10 protein-coding genes are annotated in these 11560 nt (G+C 58.4%); 7 read left to right on the forward strand and 3 right to left on the reverse strand.

Features of this window, described 5'->3' with window-relative positions; translation table 11 throughout:
- Positions 1-93: 93 nt before the first annotated feature.
- A complete protein-coding gene (locus tag BTE54_RS11580) occupies positions 94-1059 on the reverse strand; it encodes a fibrinogen-binding protein (RefSeq protein ID WP_065656283.1) in 966 nt (321 codons plus the stop codon).
- Between the two features lie 912 nt (positions 1060-1971).
- Here BTE54_RS11580 and BTE54_RS11585 point away from each other — a divergent pair.
- Positions 1972-2745 (forward strand): response regulator transcription factor, encoded by a 774-nt coding sequence (locus BTE54_RS11585; RefSeq protein ID WP_078052541.1) that lies wholly within the window; start codon positions 1972-1974, stop codon positions 2743-2745.
- 59 nt (positions 2746-2804) lie between these two features.
- Here BTE54_RS11585 and BTE54_RS11590 read toward each other — a convergent pair whose 3' ends face one another.
- Positions 2805-3155: a hypothetical protein gene (locus BTE54_RS11590; RefSeq protein WP_065656281.1), complete on the reverse strand. Its 351-nt coding sequence runs from the start codon at positions 3153-3155 to the stop codon at positions 2805-2807.
- 383 nt (positions 3156-3538) lie between these two features.
- On the opposite strand from BTE54_RS11590, the gene BTE54_RS11595 reads away from it, so the two are divergent.
- From BTE54_RS11595 to BTE54_RS11615, 5 genes are read left to right on the forward strand one after another with little or no spacing between them, the layout of a single operon-like run.
- Positions 3539-4561 (forward strand): UDP-glucuronic acid decarboxylase family protein, encoded by a 1023-nt coding sequence (locus BTE54_RS11595; RefSeq protein WP_078052542.1) that lies wholly within the window; start codon positions 3539-3541, stop codon positions 4559-4561.
- Between the two features lies 1 nt (position 4562).
- Positions 4563-5546, forward strand: a complete 984-nt coding sequence (galE, locus tag BTE54_RS11600; RefSeq protein ID WP_078052543.1) for a UDP-glucose 4-epimerase GalE — start codon at positions 4563-4565, stop codon at positions 5544-5546.
- The gene (locus BTE54_RS11605) at positions 5543-7480 is read left to right on the forward strand and encodes a glycosyltransferase family 2 protein (RefSeq protein ID WP_078052544.1); all 1938 of its coding nucleotides are present in this window, start codon (positions 5543-5545) and stop codon (positions 7478-7480) included. Before galE ends, BTE54_RS11605 begins: the two co-directional genes overlap by 4 nt.
- A gap of 14 nt (positions 7481-7494) precedes the next feature.
- The gene (locus BTE54_RS11610) at positions 7495-7998 is read left to right on the forward strand and encodes a DUF995 domain-containing protein (RefSeq protein WP_003523821.1); all 504 of its coding nucleotides are present in this window, start codon (positions 7495-7497) and stop codon (positions 7996-7998) included.
- A gap of 13 nt (positions 7999-8011) precedes the next feature.
- Positions 8012-8974, forward strand: a complete 963-nt coding sequence (locus BTE54_RS11615) for a glycoside hydrolase family 26 protein (protein ID WP_065656277.1) — start codon at positions 8012-8014, stop codon at positions 8972-8974.
- Positions 8975-9024: 50 nt separating this feature from the next.
- Here BTE54_RS11615 and BTE54_RS11620 read toward each other — a convergent pair whose 3' ends face one another.
- Positions 9025-10209 (reverse strand): AGE family epimerase/isomerase, encoded by a 1185-nt coding sequence (locus BTE54_RS11620; RefSeq protein ID WP_078052545.1) that lies wholly within the window; start codon positions 10207-10209, stop codon positions 9025-9027.
- 432 nt (positions 10210-10641) lie between these two features.
- Here BTE54_RS11620 and bcsN point away from each other — a divergent pair, with 432 nt between their 5' ends.
- A complete protein-coding gene (gene bcsN / locus BTE54_RS11625) occupies positions 10642-11544 on the forward strand; it encodes a cellulose biosynthesis protein BcsN (RefSeq protein WP_078052597.1) in 903 nt (300 codons plus the stop codon).
- The last annotated feature ends 16 nt before the right edge of the window (positions 11545-11560 follow it).

The raw sequence follows: 11560 nt of genomic DNA on the forward strand, positions 1-11560 counted from the left end.
GGAGGCGGTGCTTCGTTTTACGCAACCCCGGTCCTTCAACCGCGAACTGCACCGGCGGGTGCCGGTGCAGCTCTTTTCGTCAAGAGGTGGTTATCAGGAGTGATCCTCACCGACATCAGACACATTCGAGTTACCGCCTGTGATCGTGACATCAACTGCGTTGGAGAGCATGTTGGCGCCCTGCACCAGTTCCAGATGGAAGCCGGAATTTGCAAGGATTGCCGATGCATCCGCAGTGCTGGTACCTGCTGCGTCGTCGCCGGCCTTGAGATCCCATCCCTTGCCGTCGATGCCCTCGGCGCCATAGGCGTCACCGGCATTGGCGCTCAGGTGGTTTTCCGCACCGCCATTCTGCATCTTGATGTCGTAGGCCTCATCCTGGTCTGCCAGGTGGTTGGCCTGCACCATGCTGAAGCCGGTGTCGTTACCATCGCCGTTGAGCGAGCCGTTGAGGATATTGTCGACATCGAGAGTGAACGAGAAGTCGTCACCCAGATTGAAGGTGAGGTCTCCGCCGGCGATGCCGAGATTGCCGACATCCTTGACGCCCGTGATGTTGCCGAAGTCGTCATCCGACTTGTAGAAACTGTCTGCGGAGTTGAAGCTGTCGGAGGTCGTCGTGGTCTTGGTGGAGGTGTCGTTGTCGGAATAGTTGGACGTCTTTGTGTCCGTATCCGTGATCGTTTTTACATTGGTGTCGTTGTCGCTGTACGACTTGCTTTCATAGCTCCAGTCGTAGTCGACCTTGATATCGGTGTTGGTTTCGGTGCTGGTCTTGGTGGTCGTGTCGTTGTCGCTATAGGACTTGCTGTCATAGCTCCAGTCATAGTCGTTGTCGCGATTGTCACCGTTATTGGCTTCAACATCGATCTTGGCGTCAACATCCACATTGGTGCTGTTGTCGCTGTTGTCGTTGTTGCGGTTTTCACCGTTTGCGGTGCCGACGTTGCTGTCTTCCACCTTGGCGTCATTGGTCGACGTGTTGGCGAAACCATCGGAAAGCGCGCCGATCTTGGTGATGTCGTCGTCGCTGCCGGATGCCTTGTGATCGTAACCCATTTCGATTTCCTCCGAAAAAGCTCGGAGCAGCTTTCGAAATCCCTCTCATCTCAAACGGGATTTTTTCGCGCTTGCCCCGGGTAGCATGAAGATTGATGTTTTGCAGATGCACTCGGTACGCATCATCTGCGGTTCGGTAGTGGCCCGTGATCGGGCTCTTTTCGTTCAGCCCTTGTGCGCTACTCGGTAAAACGGCGCACAAATCCGTTCCTCGCTCCATAAGGAGAGCGCGGTGGCTTCGTCTTTTCGCTTGCATGTTTTCTTGAAAAGGGACCGGCGTTTTTCAAACACACGTCAAGGCCGGAGGTGTCTTTCCATCGGCCGCCGTTCAGCGACGGTCAGACTGTGCCGTAGAAAAATTGCGCTTCCTAGATATCAATTCGGGTTAAACATATCGGCGCTTTACCCGAATATATATGTCGCAGGGGGTTCTCCGGCGGGTCGTTTCGCCGATCTGGCCTCAAAAAATGCCGCTTCGTCAGGGCAAGGCGGCGTTTTCGAGAAACATGGTTTATTTCGGTGGAAAAAGGCCTTTATCCCGAAAAGGAACAGGCTGCAGCGCGCCTCGCCGGCGAGCTATGTAAAGGGATATCAACTAAAAGTTATATTTTCCCGGAAGGCAAAACCACAGCGAAAGCTTTTCCGATGTATTTGTTTTTGCAGCGGTTACAGAATGAATGATTCTATCTCCCCGTAACCTATTTTGTATGTCAATTGTAAAAAATAACCCGTTTGGGCCATTTATTTACACAGCTTTTCGTATTAGCGTGTGTTAATTAACGGGTAATTAATGATAGTTGACATGGCCTAAAGCGGAGAATCGCCCCCAAGTATTCAGGGGAAAGATAGCCGGCGGACGACAGACTGCACAACCAAAAGAAAGTAATGCGTAAGCGCTTGAGGGAGGCGTCAATGTTCATGGGAACGTCAGATTATGCGGCAAAACAAAAAAACGCCGTTGCTCCTATAAATGGAACTTTATTGGTCATAGCGGATCCGGACCTGTTTTCCGAGTGCCTCATGGAGGCGCTGGGCAAAAAGTTCCCCACATTCGCGGTGGTGAGCGTAAGGTCGTCGGCGGGCATCGAGGACGACTACGGTAACAATGTACGGCTGGTTTTGCCTTACAGGATGTCGGGGGACCGTCTTCATGCCGTTCTTTCGGAGGTTCGGGAAAAACATCCCGATGCGCCGATCGCGCTCGTCGTCGAAACCATCGATAAATTCGAGGAGCCGCTGAAAAGGCTGGTGGGAATGCGCGTCATCGATGGCGTGCTGCCGCTCAATCTCAGGCTCGATGTTTTCATGGCGGCTGTCGATCTGCTCATGAAGGGCGGGGAACATTTTCCTGCCGCTCTTCTCGGCAAGCTCACGCCCTATTCGCCTTCGGTCAACAGCAAGAGCGTTCAAAGCGATGCCGTGATCGCCAACCGCGCCGATGCCCTTGCCGCAAGCAGGGGCGACGTGGCGGCGCTGACGACACGCGAGGTGCAAATCCTCGACCTGCTTTGCAAGGGAACGCAAAACAAGATCATCGCTGATCGGCTGCATTTGTCCGAGAACACCGTCAAGGTTCACGTTCGCAATATCTATAAGAAAATGAACGTGCGCAACCGCACGGAGGCGGCGTCGCGCTTCTTCAACAAAGATGAAGACACGACGTTCTCCGGCGGCTGGAAGAACTGAGCGTCAGGGCGGCTAGGGCCGTCCGGACGCCAGTTCCCTCCGGTATTTCTCCAGGAGGCTCAGGGCCTCAGGAAGCAGCGGGATTTCTGCCCGAATCCGCTCGGTGAGCAGATGTAGGGAGAGGAGCCCGAGTAAGACTGCCGAGATACCGCGGGTGCGCCCGAGGCATCGGCAACAAGCGTAACGGCCGCGTTGCCGGGTTTTTGATAACCGTAGGACGCCTTCGCCGGAACGACGCTGCTTTTGGTCGTGGCGGTATTGGCCGACGCGGTCTTGATGAGAACGGCGTCTTCAACCACGGAGCATGAAGCCGTCGCGAAGGTGAAAGTTACAAGTGCTGCGGCAACAAGCGCGAAGCGACAATGGCGGGCTGCTTTGCCGCTATGGGAATAAGGCATTTCATTCGTCATGTGTGTCCCCTGAAATCGACTGTCTGTCGCATCTCGCCGGGCGGTTTTGTTCCCGGTGGACCGAGCCTTACAAAACCAGGATAGCCCCGACTGGTTGAGCGAAGCTTGCGCTAATGCTCAATAAGAAAGGCATAATAGAGGCATAGTTAAAAAGTATTAAATCAAGGGGCTATTTTGGGTAATCAATTGTAATATTTTGATAAAATGAAGTTGACCTGTTTTCTTCTGCGCCTATCATGAAAGTTGAAATTTATCTGACCGAAATATTAAACCTCCAGAAGAAGTAAAAACCGGAGGATGATATTCAGGATATCGTACAATCGGGAGTTTGATCCAGTTTAGATGAATCAGCTGCGCTGATTCCTCATGGGGAGGAGTGTGTAATGCGTAATTTCGTTCCCAACGAACACGACAACGGCGTCACCATCTACTCCGAATGGAGACCTGGCCAACGCGTTCTCGTCAATGGCGGCGCCGGTTTTCTCGGTTCCCATCTTTGCGAACGCCTGTTGAGCTGCGGCCACGAGGTGATCTGTCTCGACGATCTTTCGACCGGACGCACCGCGAATGTGGCGCATTTGCGGGACAATAAGCGGTTTTTGCTGGTCGAGCACGATGTGCGCAAACCGTATGACATCGATGTCTCGCTGATCTTCAACTTCGCTTCGCCGGCTTCACCGCCCGACTATCAGCGCGATCCGGTCGGCACGCTGCTCACCAATGTCCTTGGTGCGGTCAATGTGCTGGAAGTGGCGCGCAGATGTGGTGCAACCGTCGTGCAGTCGTCGACATCGGAAGTCTATGGCGATCCGCACGTCAATCCGCAGCCGGAAACCTATTTCGGCAATGTAAATACAATCGGGCCGCGAGCTTGTTACGATGAAGGGAAGCGCAGCGCCGAAACGCTGTTTTTCGATTACCACCGTAGTTTCGGTGTCGATATCAAGGTGGGACGCATCTTCAACACCTATGGGCCGCGCATGCGACCCGATGACGGGCGTGTGGTTTCGAACTTCATCGTCCAGGCGCTGAAGGGCACCGACATCACCATTTACGGCGATGGCAGCCAGACCCGTTCCTTCTGCTATGTCGATGACCTGATCGACGGTTTCCTGCGCTTTTCGACCAAGCCGAAGGATTGCACCGGGCCGATCAATCTCGGCAACCCGAGCGAAATTCCGGTGCGGCAGCTCGCCGATATCGTCGTCCGCATGACGGGTTCCCGTTCGCGCATCGTGCATCTGCCCGCCGCGATCGACGATCCGCAGCAGCGCCGCCCCGATATTTCGCGGGCAAACGAACTGTTGAGATGGCAGCCGCGCGTGCCGCTCGAAATCGGCCTGGAAAAAACCATCGTCTATTTCGATGCATTGCTGGCCGGCAAGGCTGTGGCGGAGGCCGTATGAGATGCCCCGCACAATCCTCGTCACGGGCGGGGCCGGATTCATAGGCAGCCACATCTGCAAGGCGCTGGCCCAATCCGGCTTCAAGCCTATCGCTTACGATAATCTCTCGACGGGTCACGCGGATTCGGTTCGCTGGGGTCCCTTCATCGAGGGCGACATTCTGGATCGTGGCCTTTTGAAAGCCTCGCTCAAGGAGTTCTCGCCGGCCTTCGTCATCCATTGCGCCGCCAATGCCTATGTCGGTGAGTCCGTCGAGGATCCACGCAAATATTACCGCAACAATGTCGGCGGCAGTCTTGCGCTGCTGGATGCCTGTCTCGACCAGAATATCGGCGGGCTGGTGTTTTCTTCAAGCTGCGCCACCTATGGTGTACCGCCGCAATTGCCCATCCGTGAGGAAACGGCTCAAATGCCGGTCAATCCTTACGGGCGCACGAAGCTGATCTTCGAAATGGCGCTGGAGGATTATGCCGCTGCCTACGGTTTGCGTTTCGTGGCGCTGCGTTATTTCAATGCCGCCGGGGCCGACCCGGACGGTGAGCTTTACGAGCGCCATGAACCTGAAACCCATCTGATCCCGCGGGCACTGATGGCGGCTGCCGCAAGGCTTCCGCAACTGGATGTCTTCGGGGCGGATTACGACACCAGCGACGGCACCTGCATTCGCGATTACATCCATGTCAGCGATCTGGCCGATGCCCATGTGGCTGCCGTCAATTATCTTGCCGAGGGCGGAGAGACGCTGCGCGTCAATCTCGGTTCCGGTCACGGTACATCGGTCGGCGATATCATCCGGGCGATCCATCGCGTAACGGGGCAGGAAGTTCCGGTGCATTTCGGCGCAAGGCGCGCCGGAGATCCGCCAGCCCTGTTCGCAGATATCAAACGTGCGGAAGAAACGCTCGGTTTTACCCCGAAGCGTTCGGATATCGACACCATCATCCGGACGGCAGGTCCCGGTTTCGGACTGGAGGTGCGGTCATGAAAGCCCATTCCACCCCTTCCGTTCCATCGGCCAGTGCGGTTGCAGTCGCCAGTGACTTGCGAATGCTGCCGGTCTTTGCCGGCTGGAACCGCACGGCCTATCTTCTCGGCATTGGCGGCTGGCTGGTGACGCTCGCCTATTTCTGGATCTGGTGGCTCGATCGCGATCGCGTCATCGACTGGCCCTATTATACCGTCGTGACGATAACGCTCGCGTGGATCACGCTTCTGCCATCCTATTTCATCTTCATCTTTCTGAACGCGAAGGTTGTCGACCGGCGCTCCCCTCTGCCACGGGGCAGGGTGGCGATGGTCGTCACCAAGGCGCCGTCGGAACCTTTCGCGGTGGTGCAGAAGACGCTGCTGGCCATGCTCGAACAGAAGGGCCTGGAATTCGATGTCTGGCTCGCGGATGAGGCTCCGGATGCGGAAACGCTGAAATGGTGTGGCGCGCATGGCGTTTTCGTTTCCACCCGACAGGGCGTTGCGGAGTATCATCGCAAGACCTGGCCGCGGCGCACACGCTGCAAGGAAGGCAATCTCGCTTATTTCTACGATCACTACGGTTACGAGCGTTATGATTTCGTCGCCCAGTTCGATGCGGATCATGTTCCGGAACCGGATTATCTGCGCGAGATCATTCGTCCCTTTGCCGATCAGAAGGTTGGATATGTTTCGGCCCCGAGCATCTGCGACGCCAATGCCGGTGAAAGCTGGGCCGCGCGCGGCAGGCTTTATGCCGAGGCGAGCCTGCATGGCGCGCTGCAACTGGGTTACAATAATGGCTGGGCGCCGCTCTGCATCGGTTCTCATTATGCCGTGCGCACGAAAGCCCTGCGGGAGGTCGGCGGCCTTGGGCCGGAGCTTGCCGAGGATCATTCCACCACGCTTTTGATGAATGCCGGCGGCTGGCGCGGCGTTCACGCCGTCAACGCCATCGCCCATGGCGACGGGCCGGTGACCTTTGCCGATCTCATCGTGCAGGAATTCCAGTGGTCGCGCAGCCTGATGACCATTCTGCTGCAATATTCAAGGCACTATGTGCCGAAGCTGCCGCCGCGGCTGAAGTTCCAGTTCCTGTTTTCGCAGCTCTGGTATCCGCTGTTTTCCGGCTTCATGGCGCTGATGTTCGTGCTTCCCGCCGTTGCGTTGATGCGCGGCGATGTGCTGGTCAACGCATCCTATCCGGCATTTCTGGCGCATTTCCTGCCGGTTTCGCTGATCATGATCGTGTTTGCCTTCTTCTGGCGGGCAACGGGCGCGTTCCGTCCGCATGATGCGAAGCTCTTCAGCTGGGAGGCCATGGTATTTCTGTTCCTGCGCTGGCCCTGGTCGCTGATGGGCGTGCTGGCAGCGATACGCGACACGATCCGTGGCGATTTCGTCGATTTCCGCATCACCCCCAAGGGCACGCAGGCAAAACCGCCGCTGCCGCTGAGGGTCGTGGCACCCTACATTCTTCTGGCGGCGCTCAGCCTCGTGGCCATGGTTCTGGCGCCGCGGGAAAACGGGGCGGAGGGCTTCTTCGTCTTCGCCGCCATCAATGTGGCGATCTATGCGGGCCTTTCGGTGTTTCTGCTCATCCGCCATGCGATGGAAAACGGCTTGCCAAAGCTGCCGGCATTGCGCGGGGGAGCGACTGCCGCCGCCTGTTCATTGCTGCTGGTGGCGGGCAGTGCCGTACAGCTCAGCTCCCATGCGATCGGCGGGCTGGAGGCCCTGTCGCACGGGCAGCCCTATGTCAGTTTTACCGAAACGCGGTTCACGGTCGCCGGTGCGGGCGTGGAAGGTGCGAGATCGGTGCGTCTGAAACTGCGCATTACCGTACCGGGACTGCGCGGACCGCAGGAAATGCAGGCGGAACCCATCGTGGCGCCGCCGCCGGCGGTGGCGACCGGAGAGATCATGCTGGCCGACAATAGGGTCGGACAATGAAGGAGGAGGCTGTGATGAAAACAACAATAAGCAAATGCGGATTCTCCGCTTTCGTACTCTGTCTTGCAGTGGTCGTGCCAAGCGCGGTCCACGCTGCAGGCGGCACGAAGACGCCGAAACCGCTCAGAACCAGCGAAGTCGTGGACATGTACTTCGACAAGACCTGGAAATGGGAAACGGGCGGTGGACGCTTCATCGCCCAAGACCGCAAATTCATCGCCGCAACGGAAGAAAAGGGCAAGAAGTCCATCGGTGAAGGCCGCTGGACCGTCGATGCCAACGGCACCCTGTGCATGCGCGCCACCTGGAAAAGCGCGGCAGGAAACGGCAAGGCCGATACCTGCTTCGACCACGGTCGCATTGGCAAGGTGCTCTACCAGCGCAAGCAGGGCGGGCCATGGTACGTGTTCCGGCACAACCCGCCACGCCCTGGCGATGAATTCCTCAAGCTCGTCCGCAAGGACGATGTCACGCCGCAGATCGCCGCCTACGACAAGGCGATGACGGCAACAAGGTAGGGAGTAAGGTGTCATGCAGATAACAAGAAGAAAACTTCTGTTCGCAGGTGGTGCCGCCGCAGCCTTTACCGCCGGCATGTATCCGGTGCTCAAGCTCGACGCGCAGGGTGTCGCCCCCATGACGTCGACGGGCATGAAGACACTTGCCGACAAAAGACCGACATTGCATGCGGACGGCATCCGTTTCGGTGCCTACGATCCGCACGGCGATTTCACGGCCCAGACCGGGGTGGCGACGGAACATCTGTTCCTGCCCTGGGAGGACGTGGATCTCGACAGTCTCGCACTTGCGGATGCCTACGCTCTGGAGCGCAAGCGCAACGTGCTGATCACCGTAGAACCCTGGTCCTGGGACGTTAACTGGCGGCTCACCTCCGACGAGTTGCGCCGCAAGGTGATGAGAGGCGACTATGACCAGAACATGCAGGCGATCGCCGCACGCATGTCGGCGATGAAAAGTCCGCTGATCCTGCGCTGGGGACAGGAAATGGAAGACACGTCCGGCCGCTTCTCGTGGTCGGGCTGGAACCCGCGTGATTACATCACGGCGTATAAACGCATGGTGGATATGACCCGCAAGGCGGTTCCCAGTGTCAAGGTGATGTGGTCACCGAAAGGTCTGGACGGTCTGCAGGCCTACTACCCAGGTGACAGCTACGCCGATCTGGTGGGCCTCTCGGTTTTCGGTCTCGAGGAGTACGACAAGATCGAATATGGCGGACCGAAGACCTTCACTGATCTGCTGCGCAAGGGCTATGGACTTGTCGAAACCTTCAACAAGCCGGTCTGGGTTGCCGAACTGGGTTATGAAGGCGGCGATTCCTATGTTCGTCCGTGGATGAATGATGTGACGCTGAAACAGGCGGATTTTCCGAAGCTGGAAGAGGTCGTCTATTTTAACGACAAGGATGTTCACCCCTGGCCGCACAATCTCGGCAGACCGGACTGGCGCGTCGTGCGCCCGGCCAAGGTCTGATCTACGCCCAAACCGGCGAGCGGCGATGCCGCTCGTCCGGTGGTCCAATATTAGCTAGCCGTCGCCAGCACCGCCTCTGCCTCATATATGGCGCAGACGATGTGATAAAACGTGCTTGCCGGCGCCGGCTCGTCGAGCATCGGCCTGTCGGCCGGCCATTTGTCGAACCACAGGCCCTTGACCGGCGTGTCGAGGAAAGGCTGCAGCGCGCCGATGGCGCTGAGACCGGAGGCGAGGTAACGCTGACGCTCCTCACCGCCCGTGACGCTCGCAAGCCGCACCGAAGCCTTCAGCCATTCCGTCTGCGGCCATAACCGCGCCAGTGCGTCATGCACCGAAAAATCGTCGTAGAGGCTCATGATCGCCACCTTGCGGCGCGGGCAGATGCCGTAGGCCTCGCCGATCTCGAACAGGCGTTTTGCCTTGCTGATCGCTTCGTCGTTTCCACGCAGGCTGCCCCAGCGCACCAGAAGCCACGCCCATTCGAACTGGTGGCCGGGTTCCATGATCCGGCCTTTGTCGCTGTCATGCGGTGTCCAGTCATGGGCGAAGAATTCGCGCAAGCCGCCATTGCCGCCATCGATGAAGCGGTTAAGCGCAAGATCGGCGATCTCGTCGGCCAGCGCCGACCACGGGCCGTCCGGGTCCTGCACCTCCCAGGCCAGCATCGCCTCGAAGAGATGCATGTGCGGATTGGAGCAGAGCGGGGTGCGCGGCGGGTTCGCTTCCTCGAAGCCGGCGACCGGATGTCTGTAGTCGCGTTCGAGGATGGCAAGGATATCGAGCGCCCGGCCGCGCATCTCGTCCCGGCGCTCGGGAAGGCTTGCAGCCGCCTGTGCGGCGGCAAACAGCGCAAAGGCCTGATTGTAGAGATCGAAGGAGGGATCGATTAGCCGGCCCGTCTGGTCGGCAAGGTTGCCGTAAAGGCCGTTTTCAAGGCGATAGACCTTCTCGAACCAGGAAAGCCCGTGCAGGAGCGCGTCCTTCCACGGTCCCTGCCAGCCATGCTGGCCGGCGGCGGCGAAACAATAGGCCTGGCGCGGCTGCACGCGGGCGCGGCGGTCATCGGAAAAAACCGGTTTCGCATCCTGGCCGAGACGTTCGTAAAAGCCGCCATCCGGCCGCGCCGAACCCGCCTCCCACCACAGGGGCAGGGCGTCCTCATCCAGCCATTTGCGTAATCTTCCGATCTCTTCGGCAAGCGTCTGCGCGATGCTCGGAAATTGCAATGTCATGCGTCAACTCTCTGTTTTTACAGTTGAATAAAAAGCGGACCAATAAAAATACGTCATTATGCAGGCAAGTAGACCATGGGACATATTGCGCTGCAACCGTAAAATTATCGACCTGACAGAAAGCCAACCCCCGGCAGCGCGATTGGTTCCACCTTGTTCCGTGGCGAACATGGGCGGCAATGGCGATTCGCCAGCCATAAAGTGTCAGAAATTACAACGCAAATTTGAGATTGCTTATTCGTAGTCCTCACGTATTTCGTAACAATGGTCTGCTCATTAGTGATTCGGTCTCCTTGTAACCTGGGCGGCGTTGGGGAAATAAAGGGGCGTAAGGCAGTGAATTTTTCTGCCTATACTTTATTGCTGTTCTCCATTGCGGTTCTGTCGGGCTGCAATACTCCCGCGGGCGTTCGGTCCTTCGGGGGATCCCAGATGCTGTCTCCTTCCGAGGCGCTGGTTTTCCCGCCGCCCGGTGGTCCTGAAATCGTGACCGTGGTCAACCGCACCTATTCCAATGCCGTGGCGCAGCAGGTCATCTTGCGCTCCGAGGCCACCACCCCCGGGCAGAACTACATCAAGGCGGAGTTTTTCGGCCCGCAACAGGCCGGCGATACCGATGGCGACGCTTTGGCTTTTTCCGGTTTCAGGGCATCTTCCGTCGCGCGGGAAATCCGCGCCGAGTTTCCGGGCGAAAATATCGCCATGTCGGCAAATTACCTGCAGAACGGTTATGGCGCGTTCTCCTATGCCGCCGGCAGCGGCCGTGGCGATGATACCTGCCTTTATGGCTGGCAGGACATACGCTCGCCGGAAAGCATGCGGCAGGATTTCCGAAATCTCGGGCGCATCAAGGTGCGGCTGCGCCTTTGCCAGTCGGGCGCCAGCGTCGAGCGGCTGCTGGCGGTCATGTATAATTACACGATCACCGGCACCTATGCCTCGCCCAGCTGGAACCCTTACGGCACGCCGCAGGCGGTGGATAAAAATCTCGGGCGTCCGGGCCATCCGGTCTATCCCATAAAAGCGGATGAGGTGCCGATGCGGCCCGGCAGCGAGGTGACCGCGAGCGTGCCGCCCCGGCCCGTTCGTCGCACGGCTGCCGTTGCGCCGCCCGCCCAGCCGGAACCGCAGCCGCTTCCACCCGTTGCTGCAGTCAGTATCCCGTCGCCCGCATCGGCTGGCGCACCCCTCCAGCCTGCAAGGCCCACGGTGGCGGGCAGGCGCCTGGATGGTGTGCCGGCAGATAGCGGCCGGCAACCGTCGCAGGTCCCGCAGGTCTCCATTCCGTCGCCCGCATGTCTGTCCGGTTCGGGGGTGGCGTCAGGATGCAGGTGATTGCCGGAACCAGCGG

Source organism: Agrobacterium sp. YIC 4121, from assembly GCF_002008205.1.
GTDB classification, from domain to species: domain Bacteria; phylum Pseudomonadota; class Alphaproteobacteria; order Rhizobiales; family Rhizobiaceae; genus Agrobacterium; species Agrobacterium leguminum.